13 protein-coding genes are annotated in these 18,553 nt (G+C 45.9%); 3 read left to right on the plus strand and 10 right to left on the minus strand.

Annotated elements, in window-relative coordinates; translation table 11 throughout:
- The first annotated feature begins 305 nt into the window (after window positions 1-305).
- Window positions 306-443 carry a hypothetical protein gene (locus A7985_RS26445; RefSeq protein WP_176716717.1) on the plus strand — a complete coding sequence of 46 codons (138 nt, stop codon included), beginning with the start codon at window positions 306-308 and terminating at the stop codon, window positions 441-443.
- Window positions 444-845: 402 nt separating this feature from the next.
- A complete protein-coding gene (locus A7985_RS08910) occupies window positions 846-1,382 on the plus strand; it encodes a hypothetical protein (protein ID WP_065790127.1) in 537 nt (178 codons plus the stop codon).
- A 177-nt stretch (window positions 1,383-1,559) separates the two neighbouring features.
- Here A7985_RS08910 and A7985_RS08915 read toward each other — a convergent pair whose 3' ends face one another.
- The 8 genes from A7985_RS08915 to A7985_RS08950 form a co-directional block, all read right to left on the minus strand.
- Entirely contained in the window at window positions 1,560-3,356 is a 1,797-nt protein-coding gene (locus A7985_RS08915; RefSeq protein WP_065790128.1) for a hypothetical protein, read from the minus strand.
- Window positions 3,323-4,468 carry a hypothetical protein gene (locus A7985_RS08920; protein WP_065790129.1) on the minus strand — a complete coding sequence of 382 codons (1,146 nt, stop codon included), beginning with the start codon at window positions 4,466-4,468 and terminating at the stop codon, window positions 3,323-3,325. Before A7985_RS08920 ends, A7985_RS08915 begins: the two co-directional genes overlap by 34 nt.
- A gap of 5 nt (window positions 4,469-4,473) precedes the next feature.
- Entirely contained in the window at window positions 4,474-10,395 is a 5,922-nt protein-coding gene (locus tag A7985_RS08925) for a phage tail protein (protein ID WP_176716718.1), read from the minus strand.
- Entirely contained in the window at window positions 10,320-11,000 is a 681-nt protein-coding gene (locus A7985_RS08930; protein ID WP_065790131.1) for a hypothetical protein, read from the minus strand. The genes A7985_RS08925 and A7985_RS08930 overlap by 76 nt, the downstream gene beginning before the upstream one ends.
- Window positions 10,993-11,460, minus strand: a complete 468-nt coding sequence (locus tag A7985_RS08935; RefSeq protein WP_256096667.1) for a DUF6950 family protein — start codon at window positions 11,458-11,460, stop codon at window positions 10,993-10,995. The genes A7985_RS08930 and A7985_RS08935 overlap by 8 nt, the downstream gene beginning before the upstream one ends.
- Complete coding sequence (locus A7985_RS08940) at window positions 11,441-12,028, minus strand: hypothetical protein (RefSeq protein ID WP_065790132.1); 588 nt, start codon at window positions 12,026-12,028, stop codon at window positions 11,441-11,443. Before A7985_RS08940 ends, A7985_RS08935 begins: the two co-directional genes overlap by 20 nt.
- Window positions 12,028-12,561 carry a hypothetical protein gene (locus A7985_RS08945; protein ID WP_256096670.1) on the minus strand — a complete coding sequence of 178 codons (534 nt, stop codon included), beginning with the start codon at window positions 12,559-12,561 and terminating at the stop codon, window positions 12,028-12,030. The genes A7985_RS08940 and A7985_RS08945 overlap by 1 nt, the downstream gene beginning before the upstream one ends.
- A gap of 147 nt (window positions 12,562-12,708) precedes the next feature.
- Entirely contained in the window at window positions 12,709-13,908 is a 1,200-nt protein-coding gene (locus A7985_RS08950) for a hypothetical protein (protein WP_065790134.1), read from the minus strand.
- Between the two features lie 95 nt (window positions 13,909-14,003).
- Here A7985_RS08950 and A7985_RS08955 point away from each other — a divergent pair, with 95 nt between their 5' ends.
- Window positions 14,004-14,933: a hypothetical protein gene (locus A7985_RS08955; RefSeq protein WP_065790135.1), complete on the plus strand. Its 930-nt coding sequence runs from the start codon at window positions 14,004-14,006 to the stop codon at window positions 14,931-14,933.
- Between the two features lie 360 nt (window positions 14,934-15,293).
- Here A7985_RS08955 and A7985_RS08960 read toward each other — a convergent pair whose 3' ends face one another.
- Window positions 15,294-18,236: a tape measure protein gene (locus A7985_RS08960; protein WP_065790136.1), complete on the minus strand. Its 2,943-nt coding sequence runs from the start codon at window positions 18,234-18,236 to the stop codon at window positions 15,294-15,296.
- A complete protein-coding gene (locus tag A7985_RS08965) occupies window positions 18,196-18,537 on the minus strand; it encodes a DUF1799 domain-containing protein (RefSeq protein WP_065790137.1) in 342 nt (113 codons plus the stop codon). The genes A7985_RS08960 and A7985_RS08965 overlap by 41 nt, the downstream gene beginning before the upstream one ends.
- Window positions 18,538-18,553: the final 16 nt, after the last annotated feature.

The following is an 18,553-nucleotide window of genomic DNA, read 5'->3' on the forward strand; positions in this document are numbered from 1 at the left end:
TATGTAACGTGAACCAAAAAAACGGTGTAATGGTCCGTTATGTAACCACTCTTTTGGCACAAATAAGTAGCAGATAACATTAACTAACTAAGGATAAACAAACTATAAATTTACGTATCGCGTCATCTAAGGCCCGCATATCTCTACTCTCGTTTCCTACAAGTAAGATCGATTTAGACATTCAGTACTTTATTTGATAGCCTCCTGACTTTGTTTATAAATTTTTAGCATGCGTTCAATTTTCAAGTGTTTTTCTTTCAGGCTTAACCTGAAATACACGCTAATACACTGTTCAGGAAAAAAGTATGAGTACATTGGAAGAATTCAGAAAAAGTAAAGAAATCTGGTCTGAATTGGCTTTCAAGGAGGCCCGAACAGATGATCGCGGAAACTACGATGAAAATGAAAAAGCTCGCTATTCTTTATTGATACAACTCCAATAAGACTTTCAAGAATCAGACCGAGAGCTAATACGCTTTCTCTTTGAGCAAGAAGTTATCGCAAGAGAAAAGGATAGTTTTCAAGGTATCAGCAATGCACTATGTTTAGGGGCTTACCTGCTTGCTAAATTCGAAAATCCTAGTGATATTGCAATTTTTTACAGGGCAAAAAACTCTAACTTCGATACTCATTGCGGTTTTGATATCGAGTTTGTATTTTGGCCACTTAAAGAAAAAACTGACTCGTATCTAGGTAAGCATAATCCAGAGCTGCGAAATGATCTAGGTGGCGTTTACTTTGAATCAGACCTAAATGAAACCATTGATGAATGGTGGGTTGATCAGTTAAGTCAATACCCTGATTGTGCTGAAGACGAATTGCCTCTTGTCCTATATGAACGGAATTTGTATTTCGACGATATTGAAAAGGCAAAAGCCTATCTTGAATTGTGGGCTTCGAATGAACCGGAATCAGATAGGAAGCAAAGCTATCTTGAATACGCATACAAACAAATAGGTGAATTTGAAAAAGCAATTCAAATAGTCAAAAAAAGCATTGAACTTAAAGAGCCTGGCTTTGATAAAGCAGGGGCTTATAGAGATCTTATAGAACTCTATACTCAGATAGGTGCACCTTCAGATGCAATTCAATATATCGAATACATAGATGTGGAGTTTAGAAAATTCGATAATTGGAAGCTAGTTGGTCTCGGCCATATGACTGTTAAATCTGTTTTTGACTATGCTAGCACAACTAACAACCCAAGCTCTGGAAAGAAAGCATTTAAGTATGCTGATGCATGGAGCAAGCAAGTGAATAAGCTTCCTTATGTTGCGTTAGAGTCAGGAGTGCAGGCAGCCGTGAGATGGAACATGTATTTAAAAACCAAAAAATATAGAAAACTAGCGGAAAAAGAACGAGCTAGAATTGACAGCATGTAACACGTGCATTTTCCCGGACTGTCAGAAGCTACATAATTCAGCTAACCGACATGACAGTCTAATCTCAAACAATTTAGATTATGTTAAATTCATCAAGTTTAAAAGTTGTTTGGCTCAAGTTACAAACACTAAGTGAATTCGGAAGTATCTAACTCAACGTAACTTTCCCTTTATATATCAAGCATCACATCTTATCCACCCCAAAGCCTCAACCGTTTGAGCCGTGCCAAACACAACCGTATCCCCATTCGTGTCTAGCATGGTATTCAAACCATTCGCGATAGGTATATTGCCCTCACAGCCCCAGTTGTTTGCGACTGAATCATAATGCAGTTCAGCAAACGCATAATTAATAAAAGCCTGGCCATTTTGTTCAACTGCATAGTTAAGCGCTTTTAGCCCAGAGCTGTTGTTGTCAGGCAGCGGAAAAGCGGGCGGAAAATCAAAGTGCCTTGGACTTGTTGGAAAGAATGCTCCTAAGTAAAGACGACCGAAGTCTTTTAAAAGTGCAGTGCTTTCGCTTCTTGCGTGAGAGCTTCTTACAATCACTTTATTTGTCAGTGAGAAGCACAAATCACGTTCTAAATAGTTCTGAGTTAAATACACGCCGCCAATACCCGCATGTGCTTTGTGTATCACACCATTGTTCGAAGGCACCGTGACTTTTGCTTTAGTTTTGTAGGGCTGAATTGCGACCACATTGACGTTAATACTGCCTGTATCTTCATTCAAAACAGCGTCGATTGTTGGCGTGAGTGATTGCCATGTGGCACCATTATCGGTGGTATATATACGTGTATAGCTACTAATACAAGGCTGTGTTAGCTGATAGCCAGTAGAATTGTCGGGTACCTTACTTATCCATCCACCAATCCAACCATTTTTAAAATCCTCACATTGCAGTATATTTTGTGGCTCACCGATTACGTCAATATGCATATAATCTCCAGCAACGGATACACTCATTTTTGTTGATGTGTGCATGGTTGTAAACCCTATGTCATTCAGGCCTTCTATTCCGCGCATACTTAATATGATGTCGCCGACTTTTGGTTGATAGCCACCAAAACAGCGCGCGACGGTTTTGCCGTTGTAATTTGTGCCGTATGAACTGGCAAAGGATGCGTCATAGCTGCTTGTTTTCTCAATTCGCCTATCCGCAACGTTGTAAATAAATAGATTTTGGGCGTGACCAAATGGCTTGGTGCCATTGTCTAAACCACCATCCACTTGCGCTCCCAAATAAAACGGGTGCGGTCTATCGACTCTGAATATCGAATAATTGGCATCTGAATTGATAATCTCAATCACTTTACAAAACGCGGTCAGTCTTAAACTCTCAACACCACGATATTGTCCTGATTTTACTTTTAGATCTGCAACAGCTAAGTCTGCAAGGCTCAAACCGCTTGCTAAATATCGCATATCACGACACACACCGCCTTGGCCACTGGCGTAAATTGCATCGTAAAAACGCCCATCAGGCCGACCGGAAGTTGTCGATGCGATGTGGCCACTTGAGGTGTCAGGTAAAACCGAAAAGCAATCTGCGCTGCTGGTGTAACTAACGCTATCGTCATGCCAATAGAGCTGCGCGCCGTTTGACATGGAGGCAGCAAATTGCGTACCTTGCGGGTTGAAACTCGGGTGATATGCGCCTTGGTTTAATCGGTTTACAGTACCACACACCAAGAAGTAGCATTGCTCATTAAGTGCGTGTGCACCTTGTGTTGTTTTTGTTATTTGATACAGGCCTTTTAATGACGTGTCATAGTCACTGTGCATAGCAGACTTATACAAGTTGGCAGTCGAACTACCTTGCGCATAAACTGCATCGCTATTGCTAACGCCTTGAGCAATGATGCGGTGACCATCTTGGTTTTTTCCGAACCACTGTCCAATAGGTCGTGCGATATCATAGTCCGATAAATTACCGTTTCCTAAACCCGCAATCGTACGACGCGCGCACTCCATTGATAAAACTTACCGGTTGCGTCATCAAAATACAGGTTGTTTTTAGGGTCGCTGGCAATTGTGATACGCTGCGCGGGTGAAGCACTTTGCCAGTTTACGCCTCTTCCGATGCTTGTTGTGTCTCCTTGATACCAAGCGAAATACGAGGCTGGCCTGATACCATCAAGCGTTGTGGCAATGCCGTTGATGCTCTGTGCTTGGCTTTGAATTAGACCGTGCTGATAAACAAAGGGGTCGTCATCGTTTATCTGTCTTAAAAACACTTCAAATCCCCACATATCAATGCGTGATGTGACCACTTCATTGGTGAGTGTTTGCGCTGCAAAGGCGACTTCTGGCGCACTGTGTATGACGGTTTTACCTGTACTGCTATCGTAAGTTCGACAACCATTTTCTGCCTCTGGAAATTTTATGATGTTTGCAATGCTTGGCTGATTAATTGAGACGTATTGAAGTTCGATTATGAGGCCCGCAATACACAGAGCAGGGTATTGACCCCCGTGTACACCCATATTCAAGTTATCCAAAAAGGCCCTTGTATTCTCATTACCACTGAATAGACTGGGGCCTGCGCTGATGTAGTTGGTGCTAGATAAGGACTTACCAAAATGCACAAAGCCACTGGCCACATATCGGTTTAGATTTTGCTGTCTTCTCGCTTCAAACTCACCTTTGCGCATCGCCCAAGGGTAGGGATTCGCAGTGTCTATTTCGCTTTGCATTTGGCGCAGCGTTTTAACACTTTGGGTATTGCCTTCTAAATCGCTGAACTCGACTGTTCCCGTTTTCGTTTGCCATTCAATCATGGCTTTGTAGTTGTCGTTGACCATTTTGGAGGCATTGTTGAGTGCAGAAACGGCGGTATTAAAATCCCCAGAGGTGGGTAAAACCACACAAGGCACTTGGTTTTGGGTGGCATTGGGCCAAGGTTTGATGAGTTCGACGAAGGTGCCGTGTGTGGTGACATACGCTTTGGCAATTTCAACGGGGGCGAAAGCCCCTAACACCAATGCATCACTTGCACGAATGTTGGCCACACTTTGATTGTCGTTGATTTTGATGATGTTACTGCCGTTGGTGGCATTTGAATTTGCAGAGTTAAACCAGGTCATTGTTATTATCCTCGTAAGTAGATGACTGCGATTTTTTTGATGTGTGTTGATGATGTGAAAGTCACGTTATGCCGCGCTTGGGCAAGGGTGTAAGGACGCTCAAAACGTTGGTCAGTTTGGCGCATCGCTTTGCCTGACATATCGCTAGAGCACAGATAATCGCCCGCTTCAATGTCGCCGCCTTGGCCGCACACATTGAGTACGCCTTCACCAAGGGCGTTAAACTCAATGACATCATGGGTGTCTTTGAGTGTGTTGAACCGCTGCGCGCCTTTAAACCCACTCAGCCCCGCGGGTAAAGTGTCTGCGGTGAGGGCTCTGCGTGCGATAAATACGCCGCGTATATTGCGCTGATTGGTGTGTGTTGCACGCGCCATTTCACATATGGCATTGGACATATCTGCAATATTTATGAGCTTGCTATCACACACGATGTCACCGGGTATCAGTTGAGTCCCTTTTGGTACCAGCCCTTGGTGCATCCCAGTAAATGGCGTATAGCCTTTGGCGGCATAGAGTTTGAGTGGTGTCCAAAGGGCGGTAGATGTGGTGTTGTTTGCGCGCACTTCGATGACATTGCCCGTGCCAGATGCACGAATGGCATTGAGGCCGCCGCTGACTTCAAGCCCATTGCCATGTGTGCTATTGAGTGTCAGCGCCGTGGCCAAGGTTGAGTCGCCAGAATTATAAATCATGCCCGCGCGGCCAGTTCGGTGCGTTGCAATGTTAATTAAGTCACTTTGGGCATTGGGGGCATAGACGCGAATACGCCCACTGAATGTACCAACGGCGGCGGCCAGTTCATTGGCGATAACCGTACCTTCGACCAATTGATTGCCATGAATGTGCAGCGCAAAGACTTGCCAAGTCGCACCATTCCAACTTTTGGTGGTTTGTATGCTGGGGTCATCGGCTTTGTAGAGTGTCACCACATCAAAAAGAACAGCATGGCCGCCTGTACAAGCTGCGTGGGCGAGGGCATCTGACCAAACGCCTGTGGATGTGGCATTGACAAAACGTCCTGCACCACGCGCACCTGTTTCGCCATTTAGACCGTCTTGACCAGCGTCACCGGTCTGGCCTTTGTCACCCGGAATGCCTTGGTCGCCTTTGAACTTTGACCAAGTGTAATCAGCGGGGTTAGTGGATTCTATTGCCGTGGGTTGATTGACCGCAATGCCAATATACTCGGTGGTATTGTTTGGAACTTGGTACATATTTGCCCCGCTTGCATATTGGCTATAAGCTATCCAGGTATAGAGACTTTGACCGTCTTCACCGCGCTCACCTGCAATGCCATCAGTGCCATCTTTGCCTTTGTCTCCTTGGATTTTTGACCAGATATAATCGGCAGGGTTATCGGACTCAACGTAAGTGGCCTTGTTATATGCCAACCCCATATACGCTTTATTAAAGGGGCTATCGCTTAAACCCGCACCATCGGCGCTATCGGCGTATTTCAACCATGTGAATTTGGTTTGCCCTGGGGGTCCTGGCAGGCCATTTTGACCGTCCTTGCCATCAAGTCCGCGAATATCCTCTTCAGACTCAACCACAAAATCTCCCAGCTCTAAACGACCACGAAACACGTGAACTGGATTTGCTGGGTCGCGATTATCAATATAGGACGTAGGTATAAACGAATCACCGACCATCACACCTTGGCGTATGACATCACCCACCAAGTCAAGGTTGCCGATTTGACCATCGTTTAAGCCAACCACGCCGGTTGCATGGCCTTGGTTGTTAATCAAAAAGCCGCCCCGAGCGATAAGCCTGCCATCCTGTGTTTCAAATGCCTGGCGAATATCTGAAATGCTGGCACTTTGTCCGTGCTCATTATCGATTTGCAGCTTGCGGATAAACTCAGCGAGTGGGCCATCCACCCAACTATGGCCTGCAGCAACACACAGGGTGGCATCGGTCTCACTCGTGAGATTGCCTTGGGCGTTGATGCAGTAGCCAACAGCAGCGCGTGTATAGGAAATCGCACTGGCTAAAGTGGACGTGTCGTCTTGTTCAATTTTGGCAACCAAGTCTTGGCGTTGCGTGGCCATCGCTGAATCAAGATTGGAAATAAGCTGAGTCGTTTCTTGAAAAGCCGTTTCTGTGTTTGCAGCAAACGCCGTAAATGTTTGGTCACGGACTAGGTTTGCGCTATCTAACTCAGCAAAGGCGGTAGTTACATCACTAAACGCCGCCTTTGTTGATTGAGAGAAAGCAGCAAAGCGCTCATCACGCGAGACCGAGGCTTGACGTTCGTTGGCGAATGCTTTGGCGACAGACGTGACAATGGCACTGTTTTGCTGATGTATGGCACCCAGTTCTAGCGTGTAACTCGCTACACTTTCCAGCTCATTGGTTGTGGCTTTTAATTGCTCTTGTGCCAGGGCGAGTTTGATGTCTAATTGCTGCAGCTCGTTGTTTTGAAGTAGGGCGTTATAGGCGGTAATGACTTCATCGAGACTCTTTGCATCAGCACCCAATTGCAAACCTTGAACTTGCACAATACTTTGGTTTATCTCGCCTTGAATGGCATCGAGTGTATTAGACACGTTAGAGAACTTTTCATCCACACCGTCTTCTTGGGCATTAAATACGGTAATTTGGTCTTTGATATAACCAGCAGCGCCCGCAATAAAGCGCTCTGCGGCGTTGGCTTTCTCTAACGTGCCATTGTCATAAAATGATTGGAGTGCGGCAGTGATACCATAGACGGCATCAAAGGTGCTAATCGCCTGGCTTACTTGACTGGCGGTTTGATAGCCTCGGCTGTCGACCAGTAACGTAGCTAAGCTCATAGAGCGCTCTACCACAGGGCCATCGACCCAAATATGACCTGCCAGTTCGCACGCAATCGCATCCAGTTCGTCCGTTCGATTGCCTTCACTGTCTACGCAATACCCCACCAGAGCGCGGGTAAAGCCTTTGGCCTCTGCAATGGCTTTTTGGCTTTCATGGGTAATTTCAGCACGCAGTGTTTCAGTGCGTTCGCTGCTTGCTTGGCGCGCATTGGCAAAAGCTTTACCGAGAATATCAATACTGGCGGCACTTTGATTGTGCAGCGCGATGAGCTGGGTGGATTGAGACGATAGCGCACTGACGTCATCGGTGACTGCGGATAGTTTCTCACTGGCATGGGAGAGGGTAATAGATTGCTCAGCCAAATCTTTCTCACGTAAAAACTGGTTATACGCCTCTAATACCTGGTTTAAATCTTTGTCGGTCAAATCAAGCTGAATGCCTTGTATTTGCGTGACCGATTGCTGTATTTCCCCAGCCAGTGCGTCAATGTTTTGCTCAGCCATGGCTAGCTTTTGGTTTACGCCGTCATCTTCATTGAGATAACTGATAACCTGATCTCGAATGGTGGCGTTTGCGCCGTCAATCCAGGTCTGCGCCGCATTGGCTTTGATGATGATGTCATTGTCACTGAGCGCCTGTAGGACGGCGCTAATGCTGTATTGCGTATTAAATGAGTCTATGAGCGTTTGCACGTTGCTTTGGGTCTGATAGCCCAAACTTGATACCCACGCCGTGGTGGCATAGTGCGCCATCCGTCCTGTGCCTGCATCGAGCTCTTGTTCGAGGGTGGTGGTGCGACTGGTGATGTCTTTGAGGGCTAAATCATTGGCCCCGCGTTTGCCGATTTCAATAAAGTCGATGTCACACGCGCCCAGCTCGAACTGCAACCACGCAATGAGTCCGGTAAAACCTGCCGTGCCGGTTGCATCAATTTGGATAACCTCCCAATCAAAACTTGCAGGCTCGGGCAAAAACAATGCGCCACCTTGAAATTGAATGCGGCCAAGCCAAGTACTGTTTTGATGTTTGCGTACGCGCAGCCTAAACATGGGATTGTCGATGGCATCGAGCGAGATAGCAGGGCTAAAGAGCGTGCTTTTACACACCAAATACCCCAGCGCATGATGACTTTCAAAACCAGCAAAGCCCTCACTGCCGCTGTTAAACTGCCAGCTGTAGGCAGGCGTCAGCGCCGCCATGGCACCGGCAATTTGGGCGTTCACTTCACTGAAAGTGGCGCGCTGTAAAATCTGGCCTGCCTGCAGCGCGATTTGTGCACGGGCATCAATGAGCTTTTCTTCGCTCTGTTTTATGCGCCGAGACTCAAAGTTAATGCGCGCATGGGCACCATCCACCAAAGACACCGCTTCACTAAATTGCGTGTCCGTGTATGAAAACGCCCGATTAACAATGGTGCCAGTCTCGGTATCAATAAACACCGCCGCATCAATCAAACGCTCATTGTTTAACGTCCTGCGCTCATATTCGTTCCTAAAATTCGTATAGCCTGCCGCCACATCAAACACGCTTTTTTGCATATCAGTCACCGCCAACGCGGTTTCATCGAGCTTCACTTTATTCAACGCGATTTGCGCTGGAATACCTTCAACAATGGAGTCATCCAAGACTTTGGTGATATCTTCCAAACCTTGTATTTGTGCAATGTTTTTGGCAACCAGTGCGGGGAGGTTGTTTTCAGTCTCAGGGCGCAATCTATCGACTTGGGTGTTTAAGTCGTTTATTAAGTCTTGGGCTTCTTGGCTTAACTTCGCCAGTGGCATGTCGTTAATAAATTCAGTTAAATCCACCTCGGTTGTGGCGGCGGATATGCGCACCCAATCACTGTGACCTAAATGGTTCACGGCACGACATTGAAAGTGATACTCCGTTAAAGGTTGTAATCCAATGCGGGTGTAGATTTGCGTAAATACAGCGGGACTTTGCTGCGGCGCATCATTGGAGCCCAAGAACTGAAACTCAAACTGAGTGCCAATCCCCATAGCTGGCAAAGTCGCAGTGAGGGTAATTTGGTTATAGTCCGCCACAAAAGAGAGTGCGGGTTTAACCGGCGCGGATACCCTAAATTGAATGGCCACAGGCGCTGCGCGCTGGCCAAAAATGTTCCTGGCATACACTTTGGCGGTGTAGGTGCCAAGGGCGAGCTTTGGGATAAGGGCCTGCGTATAGGTCACTTTCTCTTGGTAAATACGTAGGCCTGTTTGATAGTACTCTACATCGTATTCGTGCACGGCCAACGGGGTTGGATGCGCCCACTTAATAATGCCATTGCCGTCCACATCCACGATGACTTGCACATCAACAATGGGCGAGGGCGGCCCTGTCACATAGTCACTGTTCGGGGTGATATCTGATGCCCCAGGGATTAAGTCATCGGCCCAAAGCAGCGGGCTGTCTTCTATGCAAGTGAGGGTAATACCGCCATCTAAACGAAACTTACGCCCCACCACGCGATACACCTTTTTAGTGATGTGCTCTTTGGGTAAGTTCACATACACGGTACGACCCACCGCTGCTTGCAAGGCCTTGTGCTTCAGTGGCAGCTCGATGGAGCCCAGTCGCGTTTGCTCTAAGTGAATTTTGGCCAATCGCTGGGCCGTAGTGGCACTTCGCACAAAGGGCAGTGAAATCGTCGTTTCAAGCAATTGGTTGTCTTTTGCGATATAGCCCTGCGCCCGTATTGGCGGGGCATCGGTGCGCTCATAATGCTGATTGGGGTCGGTAAAGGTGGCGCGCACTATATTGGCTCTATCACGCAAGTCCGCATGCCACTTGATTTTAACGTTGCCCATCACATCAGATTGGTTAATCGTATAGGTGGGGTTGCCATACCAAGCGCCGACGCGCACAAACCACTGGCCCATCTGGCGAAAAATTTTCCCAGCAAAGCAGCGCTCTAGCTGATTTAAAATCTCAATGGGTTTGCTGGTAAAGCGAAAGGTGCCATTACAGGTGTAGCGCGGCTCATACCTATCCACGCCATCGGCATCTTGGTACAGGGCGTTTTCATCACACACATTGGCTGCCGCTACCCACCAATTAAGCGGAATGCGATGATAAGGCAGTCGTGCGCCCCATAAAAACGAATGTAGTGCAGGGCGCACAGCACCGCGTTTTGAGACCATGCCCAAGTTGCAGAGTCATCGGGTTTTTGCTGGCTGTCGCGTGGGTCCCAAAGACGGGTGCCACGTATTAAAAACTCACAATCGGATATGCCATCAGGGAATGCTTCTCGGTTGTTTTCAAGCTCTATAAACAAATGGGCTTGCCCAAAGCCCACATGCGCATCCGTCCAGCCAGCCATTTTAGACACCGCCTGGCTATTCGCTGACGTGTGATTGCCATCAGAGAGGGCATAATCCCAACTATCCTCGGGATAGTCTGAAAGCGGCTTATTAGCAATGTAGACTTCTTCTAGCGCATCAATGGGCGCACCATTGATTAGCACAATTAGCTGCACCCATTTCTTTTCATCACGCTCGACGGTGGCTTGATGGGCAATCACACCGCCTACACGGTCGCGCCCAAAGGTGATACGCCGTGGTTGGTCAATGCCTTTTTGTAGCCCCTTCGCCAAGGTGGCATAGTCGGTTTCTGGTACATCGGGCGTGAGGCTATCCCACAGCGCGCCCACGGTTTCATCCCAGACTTTTTCAACAAGGCCAAATGGGTCGGCCACATCTTTAACAACATCAACTACCTTACCCATGCGCACCGCCCAAAGCAGACAGTACCTGAGAATAACAAGAATTGACCACGCTCATTTCCAGCACACTTAAGCCAATATTAGTGACGCAATACACACTGTTCATGCACACAATGCCGCCGACCAAGTCGCCTTCAAATTCAACCAAAGCAATGTCCCCGCGCTGGGCATAGGCTATGTCAATGGGCTTTAAATGGTGTTTAAACACACTTTGAACATCTGAAAAGCCTAAGCGCGTTAATCGACGCTTTGCGCCAATGGCGCTCTTATAGCGCCCACGAAAATCCGCGGCCACATCCACGCCATTGACCACCTTCAACCAATCGGCCACAAACAAACAGCAATCAAATGTGCCAAAGCAAAACGCTTTGTCTTCGCATGCATCTAAATAACGCTGCAAGGCAAGGGGGCGCGTATTATGAGTACGAGGTTTAATCAACGCATTAGGGCAAGTGGACACCATCACGGCCTCCCACTGGGGAACCAGGTTGGGTATCGGGTAATACCGTACTGGTTGCCGCACTGTGCTCACTAAAGAACTTATCCTCGGGATATAGGGCGATTTGTGTGGCGTGATTCCAACGCTGATGAACCCGCGATTGCTTCCAGCGCTCAGACTCGCCCGCCACCGATAACATCACTGTACTGACTTGGCCGCGCTCTACATCACACGCCACGATATAGCCACTTTCTAAGAGCTGGGATTGATTGACGCGATAGTGTTTATCGACCGTCACCAAATAGATTTCAACGCCCACACCAATGGGGTCGTTTTCGGCCACTTCACCCAAAATCGCATCACTTTGGGTGTGCAAAGACAAACGAATGCGCGCCGCATCGTTTTTATCATTGGCTGGGATTTCCCCAATGCGCCCAAGCATACCAAGACCAAACCAAGTACGACCCAAAAAGCGCCGCTCCCCAACACCAGTATGCAATAACACATCGCCACTTTTAAACGCCAAGCGCACAAAATAACGGGGGCGACACTGGGCAAGCTCAGCCACCAAAGCTCGATTTAACGCTTCCATTAAAACGCCTCCCGACCTTTGATTTTCCAAGATGTCACAAAGCCGTTTTTAACCTGAGCTTCTGCCAATCCTTGCTTGTTATCAAGCAAACGAAACACGCCAGCAGGGCGCTTAAAATAGACAGGGGTATTGCTGGCAGGGATTTGGCGCATGGGCGATTCAAACTCAAGCGTACACGCGCCATGGCTATTAACAACCACATCTGCCGTCAGCACTTTAAGCTCGGCGTTTTCACCCACACCAATCTGAATGCGATTGCCGGCTTTGGCATACACCCCATTCACAGGCAAACCAGACACGTTCAACACATTGCCATCTTGATAAGGCTCTACAACACGGCCAAAACTATCTAACTCATCCTGTAAAAACCGATAATCAAAACACAAGAACTTGCCAACCGAACCGCGACACTTGGCCAAGAACGCATCCAACGCCAAGGCATCAGACTCAAGCACATTGGCAAGCTCAATCTCAAACTCCCAATACGCGCCTTCAAGGTCATACACCTCAGAGGCATTATTGGTTTTACTCACGTGCAAATGGCTATTGGGAACCAGCCGAAAAACGCAACGTTTTGGGGGCTTAGGTAGGGGAAGGTGCTCCATATTTTTTATCGCTCTTTGCTTTACTGTGTGAGCGAGTTTAAAAAATTAGGAGCAGGGATTTAGGTGGAAAATGTTTTACCTAGGCAACATCCTACTTAAAGCTTTCAACCCTTCATACTCAGCATTAGTAAACGAATAGATTAGCTCTTCATTCAATATAGCTTTATGCTTTTCATTTTCAGCTGCTGATATAATACCCAAATTACTGTTGAGCATGTTGAAAGCAAGTATTTCCTGTTGTTTAAGTGGTGCGCTAATTCGCAAAGGGTTACTTTCGCACATAATGTACATTTTTAGTGAATCATGTAAAGCTAGCTCCCTTAGCATTCTGGTTGAAGCCAATAGTTCTCTGTGACTAAATTCCTTAAAGTTAACGACTTTCATATATGAGTCTACAGTATGTTTGCCATAAAGCGATACGATAGTATTGTACGTTACCGGCTCAACATTGAAATTTCGACAAAGAGTGTCAAGAAAATCAAATGGTTTATTTGGATCCAATTGAGGAACCAGATGAATGAGGTCATCTGGAAGCTTGCTCAAAAAACATTTAGCAAATTCATCTAATAATAAACCGTTGGCAGATTGAGAGGAAAGTTCCTTCAAACGAAAGTTGGCACAGTACACTAATAACTGTGAGGGTGGGTTATTTAGGACGCTCTTTAAAGTTTTAATACGCTCCCTTAGTAGAGATAATGAACCCTCCAATTGTTGAGCTTCTGTTTGCATTTTCAATGTCACGGACGTTTTGTTAAGTTCTTTTTTGCTTACTTTCCAAGTTTGAAATAAAAGATATACTGTCAATATCAATAGAATTGGACTCAAATAATTATTGATTGCGATTGCAGCAGACTCAAATTTATCAAGTGGCTTTTCATTACCTTCAAGATACAATGAGCATATTAGAGTAGTAGTAACAACAGTTGCTATTAATAGAATTGACCAGAAGAGCCTATCACTTTTCACTTCGTCAAGCGAAGGATCATTAGGTATATTAAGCTTTTTAACTTTGCCATTTACGTTGGAGTGAACTCCAACTTTGCTGCTAATTACTTCTATTTTACGATTTAATCCGTCGATGATTAAAGATTGAGCCTCAACTTTACTACTTGTAATGTTTATATCACGGCTTAAGTTGTCAATGATTAAAGATTGACCTCGAAACAATTCCACAATTTCAATCATACTTTTAATGTAAAAATATATGAATCCAAGCGTTATGGCTGCATAGAAAGCTAATAATGTTAATAAAATGGCTACCGTTGCTTCAAGCATAAACTTCTCCTTTAATTCTATGAGCATGTTAACATGAAGGAATATAATATTTTACCTGAACCAATTTTTTAATATTAAAAACATAAAGGAACTGAATGAGCTATTACGTTATCGGAAGTAAATATGAAAAGAATCCTAATGATTTTGAAGATAAGCTTCCAGATATGCTACGAAGAAGTGTAGTTTCTGTGGGGTTTGCACGAGGGGTAAATTTAAGTGATTTTGTAGGGGAGTCGCATTCCAAGATTGTCCATCACCTTAAAAGTGTAGGTGAAAGCTCTAGTTCATATACTGCATTAAAACATTTTTTGAGCCTTAAGCCTGGTGATCTAATTGCGGTTAAGATTCACGGGGCACCAAACGGTAAGCAAGCTAGGTTATTGATTGGTGCATATGCTGTTGTCAAAGGCGATATCACTCCAAATTACAATACTTGCGAAGAATTGGGTCATACGATCGAAGTTGATTTTATTGAAAGCGAGCTATCGTATTTAGTAAACGCTTCTTATGGACAGACAATGCACCATATTGTGGATAGCACAAAGGTTGCACAAATATTCGGTTTGTACTCGACTTTTGGTAATTCAACAACGCCTATTGAACTAGATTCACCAGAACACAAAAACACAGATGAAATAGAAGTAAAAGCATCTTCAGCATATATCAGGAAACAAGTTCACAATAGGATTCAAAATGCACTTCTTGACGAGTTAGTTTCTCAGTTTGGTAAGAGTAAAGTTGAGAAAGAGGTAGACTATATTGACGTATTAGTTGAGTTGGAAGATAAGTATCTAATATATGAGGTTAAGTCATCTCCTTCACCAGAAGCCTGTATTCGAGAAGCGTTAGGTCAAATAATGCACTATGGATATCAAAAAAGAAACCGTAAGAAAATTGAGTATATTGTCGTTGGTACGGGTTCTGTTGATAATTCAAAAGACTCCTACTATTCATATATTAAAGGCTCGATATCAGAAACTTTTTCTTATAAACAGGTAGAGATAAAATTGACTGAGGAAGTCTAGGAGATAACAGCCTGCGGGAACTAATTTTATAGCAGTACAACAGTGTAATTATGAGCTATATAAAAAGTCCGTAAAATATGTTATAATGTGATACCTACGAAGCGTGCTTTGAGGATAACTTCTTTCAAAGCACGCTTCGTAGGTATCTCCCACTTCTTGCTAAGAATGCTTCTCATTTTTACTAGAGTGCGAGTGATTTCATTTTTTCTTTTATTCATTTTCATAATAATTTCCTACAAATATAATAGTGTTTATTTAGTCTTGGTTGGTACATTTATTATACCATACCTCTATGACAAGCTCAAAAAATAAGGCTTGGAGTTAAACTTTTAACCTATTGTTTTATAGTTGTTTTTTTGACTATACTGCATTCTTTAAAACCCTAAACACAGCCCCACGAGAGCTAATACTCTCAACAACAACAGCTTCAATTTGCCGAGCAATGTTTGCACCAATCTCATTACTTTGCTCGGCATTGGCAGCACCTTCTACGGTGATCTGATTGGTAATATTAAACACCACATTTTGACCTGCAGCTTGGCGGTTGCCTGCGTTGTAGTGTCTGGCCATGTGGCTGATTTCGACGTTTTGCTTGGGAGAGAGGACACGTTCACCGCGTTGTAGGATGTATGTGCTTTCATTTGGTACGTAGTCTAGGCCACCGTGCGCGATACCAGCGGGCTGCTGTGATTTAATCACCCGAACTTGTTGCATACCCATAGCAATAGCCGCAGCTGCAGCGGCTGCACCAAGGGCAGGCCCCACGATTGGTATGTGTGACAATGCCGCAAATGAACCAGTTGCCGATTCATAGGTTTTGATTAGGGCTTGAGTGATTGAAAACGCTTTGTAGAGTTTAAACGCGGTTTTACTTTGCCCAGCCATGGCTTTAAAACCTGCTGCGCCAAGGCCGACTACTGCAGAGGTCTTCTCTCGGGCATTTTTCGTCTCCCAGTTTGCAAACTGCATTAGGTGTTGTTGCATGGCACCGGTATTACGGGTGCGCGCCTGCATCAATCGCTCTTGGTGTGCGTATTCATCTGCTTCTCGTTGGCTATGGAAGCCTCTAGCCGCGTTTAGTTCTTGCTGGCGTTCTATGTTTCGAATTTGATTGTCGGCGTTGTATTTAATTTCACCCACTTCATCATTTGCAGCAAGGCCAAGCATGCTTCTGCGTTTGGCATCGATGCGCGCTTGTTGTTTTGCTTCTTCTACGCGTACTTGGCTATCATAAGCGGCGAGGGCTTCGCGGTTAGTGAAACCTTTAATTTGCGCGATTCGGTCTTCTAGTTCTTTACGTAAATCATTGCGGCGCTTTTCCTCTGCTTGGTTTTGGATGCGTGTTTTTTCTGCTTCTCGCTTTTTGATTAGGGCTTGTTGGTCAGCATCCAGTTTGGCATCGAGCTGCTTTAAAATGGCATCGTATTTGGCTTTATTACCCAAGTCGTTTTCGCGCGCTTGTATCACCATTTCTTTGCGCTTTTTATAGCTGGCTTTGAGCCTGGCTTCTTCTCCTAAGAGTGAAAGCTGCAGCTGCTGTATGTTTTGGGGCAGGGCATTTGTTGCTTGCTTTGTGCTTTCAGCGATTTGCTTCCAATCCAGCGCCTTGAGGTTTTGTTGCAGGTTGGCGGCTTGTGCTGCGGTTTTCATGGACTCGGCGCGAAGCTTTGCTTGCTCGTTAATGTAGCGCTCAATGCCTGCAATTTGGTTTTGATAGGTGAACTTAGCGCGGTCGCTGCCCGCATTATTCATTTGTTGGCGCAATTGTTTAATGCGTTTGTACGCGTTTTCAATGTTGTTTGTGTAATTGATGGTTTGCTTTGAAGCCGAGGCAATTTGCGCTTTTGCGCTGACATTACCCACGGAGTTAAAGGCATCGCCTAAGTCATAGAGGTGTGTTTCAAGCCTTTTTGAGCTGGTACTGGCATTATCGCCTTGGGTAGCAAAATAGGCAATGGCTAAACCAGCGGTCACGGCCAACCCAACAGGGCCCCCCATGAAGCGCAATACGCCGCCCAATGTTCTACTGGCAATTGAGGCTCTAGCTGCTGCTGCCGTGTAAGCATTGGTTGCCGTTGTTAATGCTGTTTGTGTTACCGTTGCACGCGTATTTGCCGCAGCGAGACTTTGTGTGGCCATTTTTCTTACGTGCATGTTACTCGCAAGTTGTAATTGCCGCCTTGCAGCGTCACGCTCTTGTATTGCTTTGGCGTGCTCTGTTGCGGCCAATTGTTGATTGGCAGCCACAAGCTGCAGGTTGGCTTGCGCTGCTTTGTGTGACGCAATGACTTTCGACCCCAGTATGGCGGTCGTTTTTGTTATGTTACCTGCCAATTTACCCCCGTAAACAATCGCCAAAGCCGTTGCTGACGTGGTTAACCCTTCAACCAATTCTTTGTTTTCGCGTAGTTCGCGCATGCCTGCGGTCACTGCATTGGCCACTTCAACCACTGCAAAGTTAACGGGCTTTTCGTATTCGCGAATAAGGCGCTGATACTCATTACTCATTTCAGCGAACGATGCGTTGATTTTACCTTCAGTAGCTTCTGCTGCACCGGCATACTCGTTTAAAGCCTTTATTAAATAGCGTTTAAACATTTGGCTGGTGATACGGCCATCATTGACCAGTTGCCTAAAGCCACCTGCAGCCACGCCCGCCGCTTTATCAAGCTTTTGTAAAAGTCCAGGCAGAGGCTCTGTGACTTGGTTGAGTTCTTCGGCTCGCAATACGCCTGCGGTCATACCTTGTGTCATACCAAATAAGGATTGCTCAAGTTGTAGGTTACTCGCGCCCGTTTTAGCGGCGGCGTTGGCCATGCCTTCAAGGATTGCTTTGCCTTGTGTCTGGGTCACAATGCCGACTTGTTGCAGGTTGAGGATTTTAGAGTAGGAATGTGCAAGGGTGATGTATTGGGTATTGAGCCTGTCTGCAGTTTCAAATAGATAATATTGTACTTGTTGATATTCACGCGTAGAATCGGTCAATCCTTGCAGGCGTATGTCTAATTGCTGCGCGGCTCCTGTATCGCGAATAAACATGGCGGCAGTGCCAATAGATGCAACACCTGCGAGGGTTACCCCCAATAACTCATACCCTGATTGTAATAGGCCAAGCTGTCTACCCATGGCGGTTTGTTGCTGCATTACTCTTGCCTGACTTACACCTAAGCGCTGATTCGCAGCCACCTGATTTTGAATTGCGTGAGGCAGGCGGTTTAAGTCTTGGACGTTTTTGTGGGTGCCAGCGGTAACGGCTTTGCCGTCATACTTTAAGCGAAGCGCTAGGTTCAGTTGGTTTTTCATCGGGCCGCCTTAGTAATCCTATTACAGTGCGCTCTAAGAATTGGAGCTTGTCAAAATCAGTAGGGGTGAGGGCAATGTCGGTATAGCGCCAAGCGATTTCAGCCCTGGCATAATCAAGGGCGAGCTCTATGCCGTCTTTGCAGTATTGCCATTGGGTATTGGCGGTTGAAAGCGCTTTAACAGCTGCCCAGTTTTGCGGGAGTACGTATAAATCTGCTTCGACTTTTTCTTGCTCAACCGGCGCACCAAAATGGGCTAAGTCATCGTCTAAATGTTTGCTGTGTGTTGCTAGGTCGCCCACAAACCACCTAGCAACG

It is taken from the genome of Pseudoalteromonas luteoviolacea (genome assembly GCF_001696455.1).
GTDB classification, from domain to species: Bacteria; Pseudomonadota; Gammaproteobacteria; order Enterobacterales; family Alteromonadaceae; genus Pseudoalteromonas; species Pseudoalteromonas luteoviolacea_C.